Below are 21823 nucleotides of genomic sequence, written 5' to 3' on the forward strand. Positions count from 1 at the left end.
TCGCTCTGCCCGATCGAGTGCGCCGCGCAGGGCTAGTCGATGAGCGGCTGTCCGCACCCCTCGAGCACCGCCAAGTAGGTGGCGAAGCCGCCGTCGACGCGGCTGCGGGTGCGATCCGACGTGCGCACCGGAGCACGTCGGCGAAGGTCGAGCACCGCGCCGTGCGCACGAAGCCGGGCGACGAGGTCCACGTCCTCGTGCAGCCGCATCGGCGCGACGCCGCCCACGCGAGCGAGCGCGTCGGCCCGCACGCCGAGGTTCGCGCCGTGCACCGCCGCTCCGGCCGGCAGGGCGTCATGCGCCGCGTGCCACGCCTCGAGCACGCGCTGCGGCAGGTGCGAGCCGTCGGGCACGACGCGTCCGATGTGCACGTCCGCACCGTCGTGCGCGGCCGCGACGTGGTCGAGCAGCCAGCGTGCCGGCACGGTGCTGTCCGCGTCGGTCATGGCGATCCACGTCGCCGCAGGTTCGGCGTCGGGCCAGCGGGCGAGCCCGTGCTGGATCCCGGCGCGCCGCGCCTCACCCACGGCGGCCGCCTCGATCTCGACCACCTCGGCGCCCACCGCGCGGGCGGTCACTGCGGTCCCGTCGACGCACGCGTCGGCGACGACGACGACCGCCGTCTCGATGCCCGGCTGGCGTGCCGCGAGCGCCGCGCGAGCGACGTCGATGCTCGCGATGCACGCTCCCACCGTCGACGCCTCGTCCCGCGCCGGCACGATGACCAGCACGCGAGCGATCGGCGTCACTCCGGCACCAGCACGTCGAGCAGGAATGCGTCGTCGCGGTGCTCGACCACTCGCCGCAGGCCGCGGATGCCCGCGGCGAGCGCGTGCACCTCCTCGGCGGAGCGGCGCATGTCGTCGCTCTCGCCTCGCCAGTGGCACAGCACGAGGTGCGCGCCACGGTCGCGGGCCTGCTCGACGACGTGCAGCAGGTCGGCGTCGGCGATGTACGAGCCGAGCTCGCTCAGCACGACGAGGTCGACGTCGGCGGCGGGCAGGCCGTCGGCAGCGGTGCGGTGCTCGACCCACGCGTTCGGCGCATCCGCGAGCGTGCGGCGCGCCTCGGCGAGCGCCGGCACCGACGCGTCGACGCCGAGCGCCCCGTCGCAGCGGGCGGCGAGCTCGGCCGTGAGCGTCGCCGTGCCGCAGCCGACCTCGACGGCGAGCCGGTAGCGCTCGTCGGGCAGCGACGCGAGCACGAGGCTGCGCTTGCGCCGCTCGTACCAGGACGAGCGCGTCGACCACGGGTCGCCCTCCGACGCGTAGCGCTCGTCGAATGCGGTGCGCTCGGCGGCCGGAGCGAGCACCAGCCACTCGTCGCCCGCGAAGCGCTCGAGCATCGCCGAGGTGAGCACGACGCGGTCGGCCGGGTGCGACGAGAGCGGCGCCACCTGCGATCGATGCGCGGCGATCGCGCGCACCTTCGCGTCGCGAGCGTCGACATCCAGCGGCACGCGGCGCACCGGCATCCCGTCGAACAGCTCCGGCTCGCCCCAGAGCCAAGCCCAGATCGGCGACCACGCGCACGCGCGCCCCGCCTCGCGAGCGACGGCAGCGACGGCGTCGCCCACCGCCTCGTGATCGGGGTGACCGTCGCGCGACCAGGGCGCGAGCACGAGCGCGTCGTCCGGCAGCGCCGCGACGATCGACGCGACCGCGGCCACGAGCTCGCGTCGGTGGGCGTGCACGGCTCCGTCGGGGAGCCCCAGCCGGATCAGCCGCGCCCCCACGCCGGCGAGCGCCTCCTCCTGCTCGGCCCGGCGACGCTCGGCGAGCGCCGCCGGCTCGAGCGTCGGAGAGCCGGGGTGCGAGCCCTCGCCGTCGGTCGCGACGACCACCGTGACGGGAAGGCCTCGGCGAGCGGCAGCGTGCATCGAGCCGAAGGCGCCGAGCACCTCGTCGTCGGGATGCGCGGCCACGACGAGCAGCGCGCTCGGCGACCGCTCGAGCGTGGGCGCATCGCGCAGCGCGGCGCTGCGCAGCCACGCGTCGTGCGGCGTGCCGGCATCGTCGCCCTCGAAGCGCGGAGGACCGCTCGTCACCACGCGCTCCGTCCTCCGGCGGCCATCGCAGCGACCGCCTCGCCGAGCGAGGCCTGATCACGCTCCGCGTGGTGCTGCCGCACGTACAGCTGCAGGTCGGCGACGCGGCGGGCGTGCTCCGCCTCCAGCGCGAGCGGGGCGGGTCCGAGTGCCCGGCCGACGCGCGCGAGCACCTCGTCCACCGCGCGGGCGACGATCCCGCGCGTGCGCAGCGCGAGCGTTCCGGGGTCGACCGACGCGTCACCGGCGTCGATGCGCCGTGCGGCGTCGGCGAGCGCGAGCCGCGACGCCGTGAGCGCTTCGTCGACCGCACCCAGGTGCGCGAGCCGCAAGGGTGCATCCGCCGTCGCGCCGACGAGGCGCCGAGCGACCGCGACCGCGCCGCCGTGCCAGCAGGCCGCGACGCCGATGCCGCCCCAGGCGAAGCCGGGCCGCCGCAGGTACCAGCCGGACTCCCCGACGGGCTCCGCCGCGGCGCCGTCGAAGCGGACCGGACCGGACGGGATGCCGACCAGTCCTCGCGCGTGCCACGCCCCCGGCACGACCCGGACGCCGTCCTGCCGCAGGTCGACGTCGACGAGCACGCGCTCCTCGCCCTGCCACGCCGAGACGAGCGCGCGATCGAGGCGGTCGGCGAGCGAGCACCACGGCTTCTCGCCCGCAAGCCGCCCCTCGCGCAGCTCGAGCCGACTGCCGGGGCCTTCCGCCGCGAAGACACCGTACGCGCCGGGCCGAGGGGCGATACCGGCCTCGGACAGGATCGCAACCGCGTCGAGATGCGGCTCGATCGCGCGCGCGACCTCGAGGTCATGGGCGCCGAGCGTGGCGAGCGCCTCCAGCCGCTCCGCGGTCCGGCCGCTCGCGGGCAGCGGCACCGCGGCGGCGATCGCCGGCGCCATCGTGAGCGCATCGGCGACAGTGGCGGGCAGCGCACCGATGCTGCGAAGGAGCGCTCGGGCACCCTCACCGCGGTCGATGTCGACGTCGAGCGAGGGGGCAGCGGGCACCGCTCCATTGTTCATGCTCGTCCCCCACGCGGCCTGTGCTGACCGAAGGCGCCGGGCGAGGACGGCCGTTGACCCGCTTGCTCGGCAGTGCCACGGTGGACGCACGTGATGAGGCAGCGCGGTGAGCGCACATCGAAGGAGATGATCACCGTGAGCAGGTTCCGATCCTTGGCAGTCGTCGCGGTCGCCGGTTGCGCGGTCCTCGGCACGGCGGCACCGGCCTCCGCCGCCGTCGCGCGGAGCACCATCGTGATCCCGCTCGCGGGCGGCATCATCGACGAGGGCTGCACAGAGCCGCTCATGTACACCGGCGGCGAGGTGCGCTTCACCGAGCAGGAGGTGACGAGCGCCTCGGGCGGTGTCGTCACGCAGCTCCACATCCGCACCGTGCACGCCACCGCCGTGGGGCTCGAGACGGGCGTCGAGTACGTCGACCGGACGATCATCCATCAGGGCGTGCACGGCAACGGGACGTTCTTCGAGACCCAGTACGCCGACGGGTCCCACGGGGTGAACATCACGGCCCGCATCCGGCTGGCATCTCCAGGCACCGACGCGCCCGAGCTCGTGATCCGCGACGACTTCCACCTCCGACGGGTCGAGGGGCTCGACGTGGAGCCGCGCATGGTCGTCGAGCGGTCGTTCACCAGCTGCGAGTGAGCGGCCGGGCGAGCGACGTCCTCAGGCCGTCCCCCAAGGCCGCTGTGCTGTACTGAGCGGGTGAGCGATGCGCTCGAGCAGTTCTCCCCCGCGACCCGCGCGTGGTTCTCGGGCGCGTTCTCCGCCCCGACGGCCGCGCAGTCGCAGGCGTGGGCGGCGATCGCTCGCGGCGAGCACACCCTCGTCGTCGCCCCGACCGGGTCGGGCAAGACCCTCGCGGCGTTCCTCTGGGCGCTCGACCGGCTGCAGCGCGAGGATGCGACGCCCCACGAGGAGCGTGAGCCGGGCGTGCGGGTGCTCTACGTGTCGCCGCTCAAGGCGCTCGCCGTCGACGTCGACCGCAACCTGCGCGCACCGCTCGCCGGCATCGCCGCGCGCGGCCGCGCGGACGGCGCCGAGCCGCCGCAGATCCGCATCAGCCTCCGCACTGGCGACACGCCCCAGGAGGAGCGCAGGGCGCAGGCGAAGCATCCGCCCGACATCCTCATCACGACGCCCGAGTCGCTCTTCCTGCTGCTCACGAGCCGCGCGCGCGAGACGCTCCGCACCGTCGAGACCGTCATCGTCGACGAGGTGCACGCCGTCGTGCCGACGAAGCGCGGCTCGCACCTGGCGCTGAGCCTCGAGCGGCTCGACGCGCAGCTGCAGCGACCCGCGCAGCGCATCGGCCTCTCCGCCACCGTGAAGCCGGCGGAGGAGGTCGCCGCGTTCCTCGGCGGCCCCGCGCCCGTCACGGTCGTGGCGCCGCCGAGCGAGAAGCGCATCGAGCTGACCATCACCGTCCCGGTCGACGACATGACCGACCTGCGCGGCCCGCAGCGCGAGGAGGCGGCGCCGACGGGCAGCGCGTTCGGCGCGACGAAGCCCGACCAGCCGTCGATCTGGCCGCACATCGAGCGCGAGGTGCTCGAGCTCGTCGACCGGCACCGCTCCACGATCGTCTTCGTCAACGCCCGGCGCGCGGCCGAGCGGCTCACCGCGCGGCTCAACGAGCTCGACGCCGAGCGGCTCGACGAGGCCGAGGCTGCGCCGGCGGCGGATGCGGCGGCCGGCCGTGCGGGCAGCGGCGTCATCCTGCGCGACGTGAGCGAGCACATCCGGCTGCGCCTCGCCGAGCGCGCCGCAGCGCGCGACGCGGCCGGTCCCGACGCCGAGGCGCCGCCGCTCGCGCGCGCCCACCACGGCTCGGTGTCGAAGGAGCAGCGCAGCGAGATCGAGGACCAGCTGAAGTCCGGCCGGCTCCGCTGCGTGGTCGCGACCTCGAGCCTCGAGCTCGGCATCGACATGGGCGAGGTCGACCTCGTCGTGCAGGTCGAGGCCCCGCCGAGCACCGCGAGCGGCCTGCAGCGCGTCGGCCGCGCCGGGCACAACGTCGGCGACGCCTCGCGCGGCGTGATCATCCCCAAGCACCGCGCCGACCTGCTGCACGCGACCGTCGTCGCCGACCGGATGGCGCGCGGCGAGCTCGAGCCGATCCGGATGCCGCGGCATCCGCTCGACGTGCTCGCGCAGCAGACCGTGGCGGCCGCGGCGATGGACGAGCTCGTGGTCGACGACTGGTTCCAGACCGTGCGGCGGGCGGCGCCCTTCGCGCAGCTGTCCCGCGGCGCGTTCGACGCGACCCTCGACCTCGTCGCGGGCGTCTACCCGAGCGACGAGTTCGCCGAGCTGCGGCCGCGCGTCGTGTGGGATCGCGAGGCCGGCACGATCACCGGCCGCCCCAGCGCGCAGCGCATCGCCGTCTCGAGCGGCGGCACGATCCCCGACCGCGGCCTGTTCGGCGTGTTCCTCTCGGGCCAGGAGGGCAAGCCGGGCGCGCGCGTCGGCGAGCTCGACGAGGAGATGGTCTACGAGACGCGCACCGGCGACGTCTTCGCGCTCGGCGCGACGAGCTGGCGCGTGGTCGACATCACGCACGACCGCGTGCTGGTCGTGCCGGCCTTCGGCGAGGTCGGCAAGCTGCCCTTCTGGCACGGCGACAACGAGGGCAGGCCCGCCGACCTCGGCGCCTCGATCGGCCGCGCGACCGCCGCACTCGCGGCCGGCACGGGCTTCGAGCTGACGCACTCCGACGAGCGCGCGCGCCGCAACCTCGAGGCGTACGTGCGCGACCAGCTGGCCGCGACCGGTGCCGTGCCGACCGATCGGCAGATCGTGGTCGAGCGCTCGCGCGACGAGCTCGGCGACTGGCGGCTCATCGTCCACTCCCCCTACGGGCGGCGCGTGCACGCGCCCTGGGCGCTCGCGATCGACCGGCGGCTGCGCGAGGACCGCGACCTGGGGGCAGCGGCGATGGCGTCCGACGACGGCATCGTCATCCGCATCCCCGACTCCGACGCCGAGCCGCCGGGCTTCGACCTGCTGCGCTTCGAGCCGGACGAGCTCGAGCGCATCGTCGAGACGGAGGCCGGCGGCACCGCGCTGTTCGCGAGCCGGTTCCGCGAGTGCGCGGCCCGTGCGCTGCTGCTGCCGAAGCGCGACCCCGCGCGCCGCGCGCCGCTCTGGCAGCAGCGGCAGCGCGCCGCGCAGCTGCTCGACGTCGCCAAGCGCTACCCGGACTTCCCGATCGTGCTCGAGGCGCTGCGCGAGGTGCTGCAGGACGCGTACGACCTGCCGGCGCTGCGGTCGATCGCCGAGCGGCTGCAGCACGGCGACATCCGCGTCGTCGAGGTCGAGACGCCGAGCCCGTCGCCGTTCGCGCACCACCTGCTCTTCGGCTACGTCGGCGCGTTCCTCTACGAGGGCGACGCCCCGCTCGCCGAGCGCCGCGCTGCGGCGCTGACCCTCGACCCGACGCTGCTCGCCGAGGTGCTCGGCACGACGGCGCTGCGCGAGCTGCTCGACCCCGCGGTCGTGGAGCGCATCGAGCTCGAGCTGCAGCGGCTCGCGCCCGATCGCCGGGCGCGCGGCGTCGAGGGCGCGGCCGACCTGCTGCGGCTGCTCGGACCGCTCACGGTCGGCGAGCTCGCGGCGCGCCTCGAGGGAGCCGGAGACGCGGCGCTCGACGAGGCCGGCGCCGCTGCCCTCGCCGCCGAGCTCGTGGACGCGCGCCGCGCGGTGCGCGTGCGGATCGGGGACGAGGAGCGGGTCGCGGCGATCGAGGACGTCGCGCGCCTGCGCGATGCGCTCGGCGTGCCGCCGCCGCCGGGCGTGCCGTCGGCGCTGCTCGAGACGGTGCTCGACCCGATCAGCGACGTCGTCGCCCGCCACGCACGCACGCACGGGCCGTTCACGGTCGAGGATGTCGGCACCCGGCTCGGGCTCGCACCAGCCGTCGCGCGCTCGGCGCTGCGCGCGCTCGAGGCGCAGGGTCGCGTGCTGCCCGGCGCCTACCGACCGGGCGGCAGCGGCGAGGAGTGGATCGACGCGCAGGTGCTGTCGAAGCTCAAGCGCCGCAGCCTGCAGGCGCTGCGCAGCGACGTCGAGCCCGTCGACCACGCCGTCTTCGCCGACCACCTGCTCGCCCACCAGCACGTGACGCGCCCGCTCACCGGCAGCGACGGGCTGCTCGAGGCGCTCGACGGCCTCGACGGCCTGCCCTTGCCGCTCAGCGCGCTCGAGACGCTCATCCTGCCGTCGCGCGTGAAGGGCTACCGGCCGTCGATGCTCGACGAGCTGACCGCGAGCGGCCTCATCACCTGGGCCGGCGCGGGCGCGCTGACGGGCAAGGACGGCCGCGTCGTGCTGCGCGCGGCGGACGGGGTGGCGCAGCGCCGCGACGTGAGCCACGACGACCCGGAGGCCGCCGCGATCCTGGCCGCGCTCGCCGAGGGCGGCGCGCTCTTCGCCCGCCAGCTCGGCGACATGGTCGCGCTCGACCCCACTCGGCTGGCGGAGGTGCTGTGGCCGCTCGTCTGGGCCGGCCGGGTGACGAACGACACGATCGCGCCGCTGCGGGCCCACCTGCTCGGCGCCCGCGCCCGCGCGGCGCCCGCCCCGAGCCGGCGCGCGTCCCCTGCCAGCCGTCGGCGCATCGGGCTCGCGCGCCCATCCAGGAGCGACGCGATGCCGCTGCTCGCCGGCCGCTGGCTGCTCGCGTCGAGCCCCGCCGGCGCGCCCACCGAGCTCGCCGCGCAGACCGCCGACGCGCTGCTCGCGCGCTACGGCGTCGTCACGCGCGGCAGCGTCGTCGCCGAGGACGTGCCGGGCGGGTTCCACGGCGTCTACCAGGTGCTGAAGGCGTTCGAGGAGGCCGGCCACACCCGCCGCGGCTACTTCGTCGACGGCCTCGGCGCCGCCCAGTTCGCGGATGCGCCGGTCGTCGACGCGCTCCGCGCCCGCCAGTCCAGCGGCCCGGGCGACGCGATCGCCACGGTCTCGGCCGTCGACCCGGCGAACCCCTTCGGGGCCGCGCTCCCCTGGCCGGAGCCTCGCGGCGACCACCGGCCCACCCGCCGCGTCGGCGCGCTGACGACGATCGTCGGCGGCCGTCCGGTGCTGCACCTCGAGCGCGGCGGCAAGTCGCTGCTCACGTTCGTCGACGACGAGGACGTGCTCGTGCGGGCGCTCGAGAGCCTCGCCGACGCCGTCGCGCGGCTCGGCGGCCGCCGCCGCGTGCTCGAGCAGGTCGACGGCCGCTCGTCGCTCGACGCCGACCTCGCGCCGATGCTCGAGCGCGCGAACCTGCGCCGCACCCCGCGCGGCTACCGGATCGGCCCGTGACCGACCAGGATCTCAACGTCGCCAGTGGTCGCACGAGGCGCTCTGGCCGACGCGCGACCACCGGCGACGTTGAGAAGGAGGCGGGCTGATGCCTGAGGGCGACACGATCTATCGCGCCGCGGTCAACCTCGGCGCCGCGATGGCGGGGCGGACGCTCGAGCGCAGCGACTTCCGGGTGCCGTCGCTCGCGACGGCGGACCTCTCGGGCGAGCGCATCGAGGAGGTCCGCAGCGTCGGCAAGCACCTGCTCATGCGCGGCGAGCACTGGACGATCCACTCGCACGCCGGCATGGACGGTCTGTGGCACGTGCTCGCGCCGGGCGGCCGCGCGCCGGTCGCGAGCCACACCATCCGCGTCGTCCTGTCGACCGCCGAGCACGACATCGTCGGGTCGAGCCTGCCGGTGCTCGAGCTGCTGCCGCGCGCGGGCGACCTCGAGGCGCTCGCCTACCTCGGCCCCGACCTGCTGGATCCCGCCTGGGACGACGCGATGGCCGCCGAGGCGGCGCGACGCCTGCGGGCGACGGGTGCGCCGGTCGGCGTCGCCCTGCTCGACCAGCACGCGGTGGCCGGGCTCGGCAACGTCTTCCGCGGCGAGCTGTGCTTCCTGCGGGGCGTGCATCCGGTGACGCCGATCGCGCAGGTCGACGTCGAGCCGCTCGTCGCGCTCGCCCGGCGGCTGATGGTCGCGAACCGCGATCGCACCGAGCGGACGTTCACCGGTGATGCGCGGCGCGGCAGGCGGACGTGGGTCTACGGCCGCGGCGGCCAGCCGTGCCTGCGCTGCGGCACGCGCATCCGCGATGCGCAGCTGGGCCTCGAGGACGGCATGCTGCGCCAGGTGCAGTGGTGCCCTCGCTGCCAGCCCGAGCCGGCCGCCGTCTGATCCTGCGCCGAGCTTCCCTGAACGCAGGGATTCGGGCGGGAGAACCCGCTGTTCAGGGAAGTTCGGCGTTCACAGGCTGGCGGCGCTCGCGGGCGACCTCGTCGCGCGGCCGGGACGACGTCGTGACGATCGCCGCCGCCGCGCCGAGCGCTGCCGCGAGGCCGACGCTCCACCACGGGAGCCCCGGGATCGGCGGCATCTCGAGCGCCGGGTCGTCTGCCGACGGGTTGGGGATGCGCTCGGCCGTCACGAGGATGCGGTGGCTGTTGATGCCGAGCGGCGTGCACGTGATGAGCGTGAGCAGATCCTGCCCGGGCACGGGGAACAGCGAGTGCGTGTCGCTCGGCTCGACGACCCGCGTGGCCGACACCCGGTAGGTGAGCAGCTGGCCGGCGACGTCGATCTGCACGAGGTCGCCGACGCCGACCTGGTCGAGGTTCGTGAAGAGCGTCGACTCGGGCAGCCCTCGGTGGCCGGTGATGACCGCGTGCGTGTCGGCACCGCCCACCGGCAGCGCGGTGCCGAACAGGTGGCCGACGCCCCGGCGCAGCACCTCCTCGGAGGTGCCGTGGTAGATCGGCAGGTCGACGCCGATCGCGGGCACGCGCACGCGGGCCATCACGTCGTGCTCGTCGCCGGCGAGCTGGGCACGGTAGTCCGCCGCCGCCTCACCGGTGGTGTCGGAGGCGCGCTCCAGGTCGGGCTCGACGATCGCGCCGCCCGTCAGCGTCTCGTTGTAGGCCTGCGCCGACGCGAGCGCATCGCGCTGCGCGGCGCCGTCGGTGTGCTCGACGACGGTCGCGTAGTCGCCGAGCAGCTGCGACTGGCGCAGCTCGGCGAACCACGCGGCCGTCGCCGGGTAGAGCATGATGCACGCGCCGGAGACGAGCAGCGCGACGACGCCGAGCGCGCCGCGCGTCGCGCTGCGAGTCCGTCGCATCCGCCGCACCTGCTCGTCCCTTCGTCCATGGAAGATGGGGGCCGCGTCGCCGCGGCCCCCCATCATCGGGTCAGTCCTGCTTCGCCGTGCGGCGTCGGCCGACCTGCACGAGCAGGGCGCCGAGCGCGACCGCGAGCAGCGCGCCGCCACCGATCAGGAACGCGGTCTGGCCGGCGCCACCCGTCACGGGCAGCTCGAAGGCCGGAGCCTGCGCGTTGGCGATCTGCAGCTCGACCGCGGATGCGAGCGGGCCGGCGATGACCGCGAAGGATCGCGGCGTGGCGTCGAGCACGTAGCCCGTCGGCGCCTCGATCTCGGTCAGGGTGTAGACCTCGCGAGCGGGCGTGGTGCGGAGCCCCGGGATCGTGTAGCTGCCGTCGACGGTGATCGTCTCGAGGACGGTGCCCGCGCTGTTGCGCAGCTCGAAGACCGCGCCGTCGAGCAGCGCCGCCTCATCGCCGAGCGCGTGCTTCACGATCACGGCCGCACCCCAGTAGCTGATCTCGGTGTCGGACGGGAACGGCGCGTCGAAGGCCGCGTCGTTCACGTAGAGCGTCGCCGAGTTCTCGATCGTGCCGTCGCCGAGCGCGACGACCGTCGTGACGAGCGCGATCTCGAGCGTCTGGCCGCCGCTCGCGTTGAGCAGCGCGAGGCCGTCGGGCAGGAACGTGATCGTCACGAGGCCGTCGACCTCGGTGAGCGAGTAGTGCACGCCGAGCACGAGGGTCGTGCTGCCGAGCGTGACCGTCGTCGACTGCAGGTCGAGGCGGGTCGCGTCGAGCTGGTCCGTGACGATGAACGACGAGATGGTGTCGCCCTCGCTCTGCCGCGGCACGAGGACGTCGATCGTCCAGGTGATGTCGTCGCCGAGCTCGTACGCGTCCTGGTCGTCGAGCGACATGGTGATGTCGGTCAGCGAGGCCTTGGGGTAGACATGCACGTCGTAGAGCCACTCGTCGCCCTCGATGGGCGTGGGGACGGAGACGAGGAAGGGCTGCGTCGGCAGCGCGACCTCGTTGCCGCCGACGGCCGTCGGCTGCACGAGGTACACGCCGATCTCGAGGCCGGTGAACGTCGCGACGCCGGCGCTGTCGGTGGTGTCGGGCGTGCCTACGGTGAGCGGGTAGGCGATCGGGTCAGCGATGACCTCGCTCGCGGTCAGCCCGCTCGCGGTCGTCCAGCCGGTGTTCGAGGAGAGGTCGATCGACGTCACGCGCTGCGCGTTGAAGGTGACGCCCTCGAGCGGCGTGAGGCCGTTCGTGCTGGGCAGCGGGCGCCCGTCGCTCGGCGTGCCGGTGGTGGCCGGCTGCTCGAACATGTGGACGGTGATCGAGCCCGTCTGATCGGGGTCGATGTTGGGGGCGGCGGACGCCGGGGCGATGACGCCCATCGCCGCGAAGGCGCCGACGGCCGCTGCCGCGAAGCCCGCGACGAGGCGTGCGCCCCTCGGACGGGTGGTGGTGTGCATGGTTTCTCCTTGGGTGACGACCGGGCGGTCGATGTCGAGTGGTCGAGAGGAAGGGGTCAGGGGGTCCGTCGCCTGCGCAGCAGCAGGGCGGTGAGTCCGGCGAGCAGGCCGACGGCGGAGACGCCGGCGCCGAGGAGCTGGACCTGGTCGAGGCCGACGCCGCCGGTGTACGGCAGCGCGAACGCCAACGGCTCGGCGGCGACGAAGCGGTAGATCGCGGTCTGGCCCGCCGCGACCGCGACGGTGGACGGATCGGCGGCGCGCCACAGGCTCGCGTCCGCGTGATCCACCGCGCCGCCCTCGCCGACGGTGCCGACGTAGCGCTCGAAGCGCAGCTGCAGGTGCGGCGCCTCCGACGTCGAGGCGAGCGCGTAGCTGTGGCCGGGGCGGACCTGCACGGTCGCGGCGGTCCCGACCACGTCGGAGCCGGGCACGGTCGAGGCCGACAGCCCGGGGCGGGCGGCGGGCGTCGCGGTGAGCGAGAACTGGGAGGGCTGCACGGTCGCGGTGCCCTCGATGTGCTCGAGCACCACGAGCTGCGCCGTCGCGTTCGTCACCGTGCAGGTGACTGCGTCGCCCTGGGTCGCGGTGACCTCGCCGGCCGCTGAGACGGTGACCGCCGCGCCGGCCTGGTTCACGCACGCCCAGCCGCCGACCTGCACGTAGGTCGCGGGCCCACCCGATTCGCTCAGGCGGTACGCCACGCCCGGCGTGATGCGGCCGCTCGCCGACGCGGCGCCGGACGTGCCGGACGGTCCGGCGAGCGAGCCGCTGGGGCCGACCGCCGCGAGCGGCCACGAGCCGGGCGCCGCGTCACCGAACGACACGGCCTTGACGAGCGTGAGCGTGGTGGCGCGCACCCGGTTCACGATCGTGCAGTCGACGCTCGAGCCCGGCTGCACGCCGGTGACGCTCGCGCCGCTCGCGCTCAGCAGTGCGACGGTGGAGACCGCGCCCGCCGCGGTCGTGACGGTGCACTGCCCGCTCGCGAAGTCGAATCCGGCCTGCTGCGTCTCGCCGACGGCGATCGTCGCGAGCGCGGAGGTGGCGCTGTGGCGCAGGCTCCAGCGCGCCGCGCCGTCGGCGAGCGTCTGCTGCGTGCTCGCGGTCGGTGCGGCGGTGACGGTGCCGGTCTGCGCGGTGGTGGCGGCGCGGACCGTCCAACCGACGCCGGGCTGCGGGTTCGCGCCCGCGGAGTCCTGCACGACCTTGCGCACGACGACGCTCGTGATGAGTGGCGCGTTCGTGAACGTGCAGACCACGCTGGCGCCGGGCGCCGCAGGGGTCGTGAGGGCGATCGAGGCGCCGGTGCCGGAGGTGTAGGCGGCGCCGTTGCTCGTGCACGCCCACGTCGACTGGTAGTTGGTGAGGCTGCCGGATGCGGCGGTCTCGGCGATCGTCAGCGCGGCGCCGGTGGGCACGTTCACGCCGGTGATGCGCGCGGCCTGCTGGCCGAGGCTCGTGCCGGTCGTCGTGGCGGTGCCGAGCACCGTGCTGGACGCGTTGCGCACCGCGAGCGTGAACTGATCGGTGGCCGCGACGCGACCGGTGACGGTCTTGACGACCGTGATCGAGACGGGCGCGGCGCAGCTCGCGAGGTCGGTGCTGCTCGTCAGGGCGGTCGTGACCGGCGTCGTCCCGATCTGCGTCCAGGTGGTGGGGTCGTAGCGCCGCACCGTCGTGCCGTTGCCGGCGTAGACGGAGCCGTCCGACTCGTACGCGAAGCCGTTGATGTCGGCGCCGACGCTGCTCGCGACGGTCGTCGAGGTCGCGGCGAGGGCACCGCCGGTGGCCGCGGCGAGGGTCGCCGCCGCGACGGTGTGCGTGGTGACGCCGCTCGTGCCGCTCAGGATGAGGATGAGGTTGCCGGCCGAGTCGAACAGCATGTCGCCGTTGGCGGCGACGGTCGAGCTCGTGGCGATCGTCCCGACGAGGGACCGCTGACCCGTCGCGGGGTCGAACTGGTGGAGGCGGAAGCTGAAGGTCGAGCTGCCGGCCGCCTGGTGCGGGCCACCGAAGTAGTAGCGGCCGTTGGTGCGGCTCACCGCGCCGGCGACGAGCGACGAGGAGTTGCCGGTCGTGTACGCGGAACCCGCGACCGTCTCCCACCCGCTCGCCACGGTGTAGCGCAGCACCGAGAGCACGTCGGCCGCGGAGGTCGATCGCTCGACCGCGTACATCGTCGTGCCGCCGGAGCCGATGCCCAGCGCGTTGACGTTGGCGAGGGTGCCGGGGAACGTGCCGAAGTCGGTGATCGTCCCCGTGCCGCTGACGTTGTTCACGCGACGGACGAGTCCGGCCGAGCTGACGGAGTAGAACGTGCCCGTCGCGCAGGCGAGCGCTGCCCGGGCGGTGAGCGCGTAGGTGCCGAAGCTGTAGGCGCCCGCCGTCCACGTCGCCCCGGCCGGCATCTCGACGAAGGTCGACGCCGCGGTCGTGGGCGCGACGTAGCCCGACGGCGAGGCGGTCTGCCGCAGGCGGTATCGGTCGGCGGCCGTGATGCGGTGGTTGCCGATGTTCGTGACCTGCAGCTCGCCCGCGTCGGGGTCGAGATCCGCGCCCGTGCACGGCGCGGCAGAGCAGTCTGCGACCGTGATGGCGGTGTTCCACGTCATGCCCGTCGCCGAGCGCGGTCCCTGCAGCTCGAAGGTCGCGCCGCCGACGAGCGCACCCGTCGCCGAGTCGGTCGCGCGCCAGTGCAGGTACGGCGCGGCGACGGTCGGCTCGGGACCGGTGACGGCGGCTGCCGAGGGTGCCGGGACGACCGGTCCCACGAGCGCTCCGATCGCCAGCACCAGCGCCACGCCCGTCGCCACCGCGCGTGCGCGCACGCGGCGTGACATGGACCAGGGCATGCGGCGTCGTCCTCGTCGAGAGTGGGTGAGCGTCGAGGACTCCGGCGTCGAGCTCACCTCGTGTGACGATCACGACGGTACGGGCAGATTGCAGAAGATGCAAGGATTTTCGTGCGTCAGACGCAACCTTGCATGAAGGTGAATGTTTGTCCTACGCGCGCTGTATGCGCCCTGGACGGGCATGGCGCGTCAGACCGGTCAGCGCGCCCACTCCCGCACCCACTCGTGCATCACGATCGCGGCCGCCGCGGCGGCGTTGATCGATCGCGTGGAGCCGAACTGGCGGATCGCGACGTGCGCGTCCGCAGCCGCGATCGCGGCATCCGTCAGGCCCGGCCCCTCCTGTCCGAACAGCAGCACGCAGCGTTCCGGCAGCGGCGCGGCATCGACCGGCACGGAACCTGCGGTGTTGTCGACCGCGACGATCGGCAGCCCCTCGGCCCGGGCCCATGCGACGAGCGCGTCGACGGACTCGTGGTGCTCGATGCGCTGGTAGCGGTCGGTCACCATCGCGCCTCGCCGGTTCCAGCGGCGCTTGCCGACGATGTGCACGGCGGATGCGGTGAACGCGTTGGCGGTGCGCACGATCGACCCGATGTTGAGGTCGTGCTGCCAGTTCTCGATCGCGACGTGGAACGGGTGGCGACGGGTGTCGAGGTCGGCGACGATCGCCTCCATGCGCCAGTAGCGGTACCCGTCCACGACGTTGCGCCGGTCGCCCAGCGCCATGAGCTCGGGGTCGAAGCGGTCGTCCTCGGGCCGCTCTCCCTGCCAGGGGCCGACGCCCACCTCGAGCTGCGGCTCGGGGGCATCCTGCTCGGGGGCATCCTGCTCGGCGGCATCCCGCTCGGATCCGTCCGGCTCGCGCTCCCCCACCGCTCCAGGCTAGGGCGCGTCAGACGATGATCGAGGCGGGAGCGATGCTCGCCGGCTCGGCGTGCTGCCCGGCGCGCCCCCTGCCGTGGCGACCCTGCACCGGCTGCAGCGGCGCTCGAGGGCGAGACGTGCCCGTCACGACGATCGCGCCGAGCGCGAAGGCGCCCGCGAGGGCGACGGTCCACCACGGCTTGCCCGGGATCTCCGGCATGACGAGCGCCGGGTCGTCGGCGGGCGGGTTCGCGACGCGCTCGGCGGTGACGAAGATGCGCTGGCTGTTGATGCCGAGCGGCGTGCAGGTCACGAGGGTCACGAGGTCCCGACCCACCACCGGCAGCAGGGGGTCGGTGTCGGCGGGATCGAAGACCTCGGAGCTGATGATCCGGTAGGTGAGCGTCTCGCCCTCGACGTCGATCTGGATGAGGTCGTCGACGACCACCTTGTCGAGGTCGGTGAAGAGGACCGACTCCGGCAGCCCCCGGTGCCCCGTGAGCACCGAGTGGGTGCCGACGCCGCCGACCGGGAGCGACGAGCCGAACAGGTGGCCGATGCCGGCCCGCAGCGTCTCCTCCATGGTGCCGTGGTAGACGGGCAGGTCGACGCCGATCGACGGGATGCGGATGCGCGCCATGACGCCGTTGGCGTCGTTCGCGAGCAGCGAGCGGTACTGCTCGGCGATCTCCCCCGTGCCGTCGGCCGAGCTCGGGTCCTGGGGATCGCCGATCGCGCCGCCGGGGAGGGTGTCGTTGTAGGCGCGGGCGTGCACGAGCGCCTCGCGCTCGACGGCCGCCCCCTCGGTGCCGCGCTCGACCGAGTACTCCTGCGTGAGCTGCGACTGCTCGAGCTGCGAGAACCAGGATGCCCCCGCGGGGTAGAGCATCGTCCCCGCCCCCAGGATCGTCAGCACCGCGACCGCGACCGCCCCGCGCACGGCGCGGCGGGTGGGGCGGAAGGGACGCATGGATGCTCCTGGGGTCGGGGACGGGATGGAGAGGCGAGGGGAGGTCACGGCTGCTGCCGCGACCTCCCCTCGTGGTGGATCAGGCCTGCTGCTCGGCGCGGCGGCGGCCGGCGACGAACAGGAAGGCGCCAGCTGCGACGACGAGGAGCGAGCCGCCGCCGATCATGAAGGCCATCTGGCCGTCGCCACCCGTGATGGGGAGCGCGAACGCGGGGACCTGCGTGTTGGCGACCTTCACCTGCACGGCGTTGGCGGTGGTGCCGGCCGTGACGGTGAACGCGATCGGGGTCGAGTTGACCTGGTAGCCGGTCGGCGCGGTGATCTCGACGAGCTCGTAGCTGCCCGCGATGAGGCCCGGGATGACGACCTCGCCGTTCTCGCCGGTCGTGAACTGCGTCTGGCGGGGCGTGCCGGTGCCGACCGGGATGGCCGTCGCCGAGCCGGGGAGGCGGACCTCGAAGACCGCGCCCTGGAGGCGGAGGTTCTCGTTCGTCGACGGGTACTTGATGATGCGGGCGGCGCCCCAGCTCGAGACGACCTGCGTGGCCTGGACCGTCGTGGTGCTGTTGATGTTCACGGTCGCGTTGTTCTCGATGCTGCCGTCGCCGAGGGCGGTGACGGTGGCGTTGACCTCGAGGATGACCTGCGAGCCGTTCGGCGCGGCGTTGACCTTCGCGATGCCGGCCGGCGTGAGCGTGACCGTGACGAGGCCGGTCGCGGCGTCGGTGGTGAGCGTGTAGTCGGGCGTCGCGGTGCCGGGGGCGTTCAGCACCGTGGTGCCGAGGCGGACGACCGAGCTCGCGTAGGTGACCTGCGTGACGTCGAGGGTGTCGGTGATGACGTACGACGTGATCGGGTTGCCGGTCTGCTTGTTCGGGACGTTCGTGGTGACGGTGTACTTCACGGTGTCACCGAGCGCGCGCGCGGCGGTGGTGTCCTGCGCGAGCGTGATGCCCGTGAGCGCGTTCTTGGGGTAGACGTGCACGTCGTAGACCCAGGCGCCGTTCTCGGGCAGCGGGATCGAGACGAGGAACGGCTGAGCGCGGAGCGCGACGGGCTGGGCGCCGACCGCGGTCTCCTCGACGAGGTAGACGCCGACGGGGAGCGAGCCGAACGTGGCCGTGCCGTCGGCCGCGGTGACCTGCGTGGCCGCGGTGCCGAGCGAGTAGCCGCTGCCTGCGGCGGTGACCTGCGCCGGCGTGAGGGCCGACAGCGTCTGCCAGGTCGACGACTTCGTGAGGTCGAGGGCCGTGGCGTGGGTGACGCGGCGCACCGAGAAGGTGACGCCCGAGACGGGGGTCAGCGTCGAGGTCTGCGCGCTCGGCAGCGCCGAGCCGGTCGAGCGGGCGCCCTGCGTGGTCGGCTGCTGGAACTTGTGCACGACGACCGAGCCGGTCGCCGTGGGGTTGATGTTCGACGAGTCCGGGGCGGCCATGGCCGGGGTGGCCACGCCGAGGGCTGCGGCCACGCCGATGCCCGCGGCAACGAGGCCAGCGACGAGGCGGCTGCCCTTCCTGCGAGTGGTGGTGTTCATGTCGTTCTCCTTGATGATGCCGATCGCGGTGATCGGGTTCGGCGTGGCGCCGGGTCTATGGGTGAGGGGGTCAGGCCGCGTGGCGCCTGCGTTGGAGCAGGAGTCCGAGGCCGGTCAGGAGGGCGAGGGCCGCGAAGCCTCCGCCGAGCAGCTGGATCTGGGCCGTGCCGACGCCGCCCGTGGTGGGCAGCACGAACGGGTTGGGCGCGGTGGCGACGAACCGGTAGATGCCGGTCTGTCCCGCGGCGACCGAGACGGTCGCGGGATCGGCCGCCACCCAGAGGGCGGCGTTGGTGTGGTCGACCGAGCCGTTGGCGCCCACCGTGCCGGTGTAGCGCTCGAACCGGAGGCCGATGGAGGCCGCGGTCGAGGTCGAGGTGAGCGCGTAGCCGTGACCGGGGCGCACCTGGATGGTGCTCCCGCTCGCGACCGACTCGGAGCCCGTCACCGTCGTCGCCTCGAGGCCCGCGAGGGCCGTCGGCGTCGAGGTGAGGGAGAACTGGCTCGCCGTCAGCGAGGTCGTGCCCTCGATGCGCTCGAGGATGACGAGGTTCGCCGTGGCGTTGCGGACCGTGCAGGTGACGTCGTCGCCCTGCGGCGCCGTGATGTCGCCCGCGGCGCTCACGGCGACCGGGGCGCCCGCCTGGTTCACGCACGTCCAGCTGCCGACCTGCGTGTAGGTCGCGGGACCGCCCGACTCCGAGAGGCGATAGGCGACGGCCGGCGTGATGCGAGCGCTCGTCGTGGTGGCGGCGCCGCTCGCACCGGTCGGTCCGGCGAGCGCGCCGGAGGGGGCCGTCGCGGTGAGCGTGAAGAGGCTGGTCTGGGCGGTGCCGAAGGTGACCTGCTTGACGAGCGTCAGCGTCGTCGGCCGCACCTTGTTCGTGAAGACGCAGCTCACGGTCGATCCCGGCGCGATGGTGAGGGTGCTGCCGGCCGCGCTCGTGATCGCCGTGCGCGCGGGGGTGCCCCCGGGCGGGGTCACGTCGCAGTACGCCTGCACGAAGTCGAAGCCGGCCTGCTGCTGCTCGCTGATGGCGATCCGGGCGGCCGTGCTGGCGCTGGTGTGGCGGATCGTCCAGCTCGCGGTGCCGTTCGCGGCGGTCAACTGGGTCGACGTCGTGACGGCGCCGATCTGCGTCGCGCCGGAGGCGACCGCCGCGCCGACCGTCCAGCGCTCGCGCGGGGCGGTGTTCGCGCCGTTGACGTCCTGCATGTCCTTGCGCACCGTGATGCTCGTGACGAGCGGCGCGTTGGTGAAGGTGCAGACGACGCTCGCCCCGCCCGTGGCGGGCGTGATGAAGGTGCCCGACGTACCGGTCCCGGAGGCGATGACCTGCGTCCCGCTCACGCAGGCCCAGCTCGCGTCGTAGTTCGCCGCGGTGCCGGAGGCCATCGACTCGGAGATCGTGACGGTCTCGGAGGTGGGGACGGTGATGTCGGTGATGCGGGCGCCCTGGACGCCGGTGGCGGTGCCGGTCGTGGTGGCAGTGCCGAGCACCGTGCCGCTCGTGCCCTGGCGGATGGAGAGCGCGAACTGGTCCGTCGCGGCGACACGGGCCGGGACGGCCTTCTGCACCGTGATCGTCACCGGCGCCGCGCAGCTCGCGAGGTCGACGCTGCTCGGCAGCTGGCCGATCGTCGTCGGCGTGCCGCCCGCGGCATCCACCCGACGCAGCTGCGTCTCGGTGCCGAAGTACACGGATCCGTCGGAGTCGAAGGCGACGCCGTTGACGTTGGTCGCGACCGACGCGATCGTCGAGCGCACCGACGCGAGCCGGGTCGTGCCGGTGCCGGCGCTCACCGCGGCGGCCGCGACGTCGAAGCGCGAGACGGTGGTGCTGCCGTTGAGCGGGCTGTGGAAGACCACGAGGTTGCCGGCGGCGTCGAACGCGATGTCGGCGTTCTGCTCGGCGGTGAGGCTCGTCGTGATGATGCCAACTCGCGAGACGGCGCCGGTCGCGGGGTCGAACTGGTGCAGGCGGAAGTTGTAGACGCTGCCCTCGAGGAAGCCGCCGCCGAAGTAGAAGCGACCGTTCACGGGGCTGACGGCGCCGGCGATGAGCGAGCTGCCGGCGCTGTAGCTCGCGGGGATCGACTGCCAGCCGCTGGTGCTGCTGTAGCGCAGCACGCTCTGCACGGAGGTGGCGCTCGCGCGCTGCAGGGCGTAGAGCGCGCCGTCGGCGCTCGCGCCGAGGGCGTTGACGTCGTCGACGCCGGGCCACTGGCCGAACGTGGACAGGCTCGCTGGGGCGCCGGTGACGGCGATCGCGCTCACGGTGCCGTTCGCGGACGTCGCGTAGAGGCGGCTCGACGCGCACGAGACCTCCGGCAGCGCCACGACCTGGAAGGCCGGGAAGCTGTAGACGCGCGACTGCCACTGCGCGTTGCTGCCCATCTCCGACCAGGCGGTCGACGGTGACTCGTAGCCGGCCGCGCTCGCCGTCTGGCGCAGGCGGTAGCGTGCGCCCGTCTCGACGCGGTGCGAGCCGATGCTCGCGACCTGGAGCTCGCCGGCGTCGGGGTCGATGTCCGGTCCCGCGCACGGCGCAGCGCTGCAGTCGGTGACGGTGATGGCCGTGTTCCAGCTGACGTTCCACTCCATGTTGCCCCAGACCGTGCTGGTCCGCGGGCCCTGCAGCTCGAACGTCGCGCCGCCGACGAGCGCGCCGGACGCATCCGTCACGCGCCATGCGACCGACGAGGAGCTGATCGTCTCGGGGCCCGGGACGGCCTGCGCGGCAGCCACCGTCGCGAAGGGCAGCAGCAGTCCGCTCATGACCGACAGCACGACCGCAGCGACGACGGCTCGCGTGGAGCGTCGTGGCGTGGACGTGCGGATGCGCATGGAGATGACTGCCTTCGAGAGGGGGAACAGGACCGCGCAGGAGTGGTGGGCAGGCGTTCGCGCACCGGGCGGTGGTTCTTCCAGAACGGTATTGAGCGAGTCTCAGCAAACTTGCCCGGAGCGCTAAAGGAATCCTCAGTTCACGGCTGAGCAACCTCAGCGTTCAGCAAGGTTGGTTCGAATTCGAACGAAGTCAGGTGTTCACGAGGGCGTCACAGAGGGCGGCCCTCGGGGCGCGTAGCCTGAGCCCATGCGCACCCGTGCTGACATCGAATGCTGGCTGACCGACATGGACGGCGTGCTCGTCCATGAGGAGCGGCCCCTCCCCGGCGCCAAGGAGCTGCTCCAGCAGTGGCAGGACGCCGGCACCGAGTTCCTCGTGCTCACGAACAACTCGATCTTCACGCCCCGCGACCTCGCCGCGCGCCTGCGCGCATCCGGCCTCACCGTGCCCGAGGAGCGCATCTGGACGAGCGCCCTCGCGACCGCCGACTTCCTGCACGACCAGATGCCCGGCGGCTCGGCGTTCGTGATCGGCGAGGCCGGGCTCATCACCGCCCTGCACGAGATCGGCTTCACGATGACGGAGTCCGACCCCGACTTCGTCGTCATCGGCGAGACCCGCTCGTACTCGTTCGAGGCCATCACGAAGGCGATCCGGCTCATCGCAGCCGGCGCGCGCTTCATCTCGACGAACCCCGACGCGACGGGCCCGAGCGCGAACGGCATCCTGCCGGCGACCGGCGCCATCAACGCCCTCATCACGAAGGCGACGGGCCGCGTGCCCTACATCGTCGGCAAGCCCAACCCGATGATGTTCCGCTCCGCGCTCAACAAGATCGGCGCGCACTCCGAGGTCACCGGCATGATCGGCGACCGCATGGACACCGACATCATCGCCGGCATGGAGGCGGGCCTGCACACGGTGCTCGTCATGACCGGCATCTCCGACCCCTCGCTCGTCGCCACCTACCCGTTCCGGCCCGACGAGACGCTGCAGGGCGTCTACGAGCTCGTCGACCCGGTGCCCCCCGAGTCCGAGCTCGACGAGCCCCACACCGACGTCTGACCCCCTCTCG

At 73.8% G+C, this 21823-nt stretch carries 14 protein-coding genes; 4 read left to right on the forward strand and 10 right to left on the reverse strand.

Features of this window, described 5'->3' with window-relative positions; all coding sequences use genetic code 11:
- Positions 1-32: 32 nt before the first annotated feature.
- From EDD26_RS03220 to EDD26_RS03230, 3 genes are read right to left on the reverse strand one after another with little or no spacing between them, the layout of a single operon-like run.
- Entirely contained in the window at positions 33-749 is a 717-nt protein-coding gene (locus tag EDD26_RS03220; protein ID WP_211333818.1) for a glycosyltransferase family 2 protein, read from the reverse strand.
- Positions 746-2047, reverse strand: a complete 1302-nt coding sequence (locus tag EDD26_RS03225) for a PIG-L family deacetylase (protein WP_170165516.1) — start codon at positions 2045-2047, stop codon at positions 746-748. The genes EDD26_RS03220 and EDD26_RS03225 overlap by 4 nt, the downstream gene beginning before the upstream one ends.
- Positions 2044-3054: an acyl-CoA/acyl-ACP dehydrogenase gene (locus EDD26_RS03230; protein ID WP_123696385.1), complete on the reverse strand. Its 1011-nt coding sequence runs from the start codon at positions 3052-3054 to the stop codon at positions 2044-2046. The genes EDD26_RS03225 and EDD26_RS03230 overlap by 4 nt, the downstream gene beginning before the upstream one ends.
- 168 nt (positions 3055-3222) lie before the next feature.
- Between EDD26_RS03230 and EDD26_RS03235 the strand changes: the two genes are divergently transcribed.
- The 3 genes from EDD26_RS03235 (at position 3223) to EDD26_RS03245 (ending at position 9262) form a co-directional block, all read left to right on the forward strand.
- Positions 3223-3714, forward strand: a complete 492-nt coding sequence (locus EDD26_RS03235; RefSeq protein WP_148058678.1) for a hypothetical protein — start codon at positions 3223-3225, stop codon at positions 3712-3714.
- Positions 3715-3774: 60 nt separating this feature from the next.
- Positions 3775-8376 (forward strand): ATP-dependent helicase, encoded by a 4602-nt coding sequence (locus tag EDD26_RS03240; RefSeq protein WP_123696387.1) that lies wholly within the window; start codon positions 3775-3777, stop codon positions 8374-8376.
- Positions 8377-8464: 88 nt separating this feature from the next.
- Positions 8465-9262 (forward strand): DNA-formamidopyrimidine glycosylase family protein, encoded by a 798-nt coding sequence (locus EDD26_RS03245; RefSeq protein ID WP_123696388.1) that lies wholly within the window; start codon positions 8465-8467, stop codon positions 9260-9262.
- A gap of 52 nt (positions 9263-9314) precedes the next feature.
- Here the strand turns inward: EDD26_RS03245 and EDD26_RS03250 are convergent, their stop codons facing one another.
- From EDD26_RS03250 to EDD26_RS03280, 7 genes are all read right to left on the reverse strand, one after another.
- On the reverse strand, positions 9315-10202 hold the full coding sequence (locus EDD26_RS03250; protein ID WP_123696389.1) for a class C sortase: 888 nt from the start codon (positions 10200-10202) through the stop codon (positions 9315-9317).
- A 70-nt stretch (positions 10203-10272) separates the two neighbouring features.
- Positions 10273-11670: a SpaH/EbpB family LPXTG-anchored major pilin gene (locus tag EDD26_RS03255; RefSeq protein ID WP_123696390.1), complete on the reverse strand. Its 1398-nt coding sequence runs from the start codon at positions 11668-11670 to the stop codon at positions 10273-10275.
- A 56-nt stretch (positions 11671-11726) separates the two neighbouring features.
- The gene (locus tag EDD26_RS03260) at positions 11727-14525 is read right to left on the reverse strand and encodes a hypothetical protein (RefSeq protein ID WP_148058680.1); all 2799 of its coding nucleotides are present in this window, start codon (positions 14523-14525) and stop codon (positions 11727-11729) included.
- Between the two features lie 198 nt (positions 14526-14723).
- Positions 14724-15401: a TrmH family RNA methyltransferase gene (locus EDD26_RS03265; protein ID WP_425453393.1), complete on the reverse strand. Its 678-nt coding sequence runs from the start codon at positions 15399-15401 to the stop codon at positions 14724-14726.
- A gap of 19 nt (positions 15402-15420) precedes the next feature.
- Positions 15421-16362 carry a class C sortase gene (locus EDD26_RS03270; protein WP_148058681.1) on the reverse strand — a complete coding sequence of 314 codons (942 nt, stop codon included), beginning with the start codon at positions 16360-16362 and terminating at the stop codon, positions 15421-15423.
- A 79-nt stretch (positions 16363-16441) separates the two neighbouring features.
- Complete coding sequence (locus tag EDD26_RS03275) at positions 16442-17896, reverse strand: SpaH/EbpB family LPXTG-anchored major pilin (protein WP_123696392.1); 1455 nt, start codon at positions 17894-17896, stop codon at positions 16442-16444.
- A 70-nt stretch (positions 17897-17966) separates the two neighbouring features.
- Positions 17967-20744 (reverse strand): hypothetical protein, encoded by a 2778-nt coding sequence (locus EDD26_RS03280; protein WP_123696393.1) that lies wholly within the window; start codon positions 20742-20744, stop codon positions 17967-17969.
- Positions 20745-20994: 250 nt separating this feature from the next.
- On the opposite strand from EDD26_RS03280, the gene EDD26_RS03285 reads away from it, so the two are divergent.
- Positions 20995-21813, forward strand: a complete 819-nt coding sequence (locus EDD26_RS03285; RefSeq protein WP_123696394.1) for an HAD-IIA family hydrolase — start codon at positions 20995-20997, stop codon at positions 21811-21813.
- The last annotated feature ends 10 nt before the right edge of the window (positions 21814-21823 follow it).

The organism is Agrococcus jenensis, from assembly GCF_003752465.1.
Lineage (GTDB): Bacteria > Actinomycetota > Actinomycetes > Actinomycetales > Microbacteriaceae > Agrococcus > Agrococcus jenensis.

Excerpts from the sequence above, each read along its gene's own strand:
- EDD26_RS03285 (WP_123696394.1), top strand. The coding sequence starts at position 20,995 with ATGCGCACCCGTGCTGACATCGAATGCTGGCTGACCGACATGGACGGC.
- EDD26_RS03250 (WP_123696389.1), bottom strand. The coding sequence starts at position 10,202 with ATGCGACGGACTCGCAGCGCGACGCGCGGCGCGCTCGGCGTCGTCGCG.
- EDD26_RS03245 (WP_123696388.1), top strand. The coding sequence starts at position 8,465 with ATGCCTGAGGGCGACACGATCTATCGCGCCGCGGTCAACCTCGGCGCC.
- EDD26_RS03255 (WP_123696390.1), bottom strand. The coding sequence starts at position 11,670 with ATGCACACCACCACCCGTCCGAGGGGCGCACGCCTCGTCGCGGGCTTC.
- EDD26_RS03280 (WP_123696393.1), bottom strand. The coding sequence starts at position 20,744 with ATGCGCATCCGCACGTCCACGCCACGACGCTCCACGCGAGCCGTCGTC.
- EDD26_RS03275 (WP_123696392.1), bottom strand. The coding sequence starts at position 17,896 with ATGAACACCACCACTCGCAGGAAGGGCAGCCGCCTCGTCGCTGGCCTC.
- EDD26_RS03270 (WP_148058681.1), bottom strand. The coding sequence starts at position 16,362 with ATGCGTCCCTTCCGCCCCACCCGCCGCGCCGTGCGCGGGGCGGTCGCG.
- EDD26_RS03260 (WP_148058680.1), bottom strand. The coding sequence starts at position 14,525 with ATGCCCTGGTCCATGTCACGCCGCGTGCGCGCACGCGCGGTGGCGACG.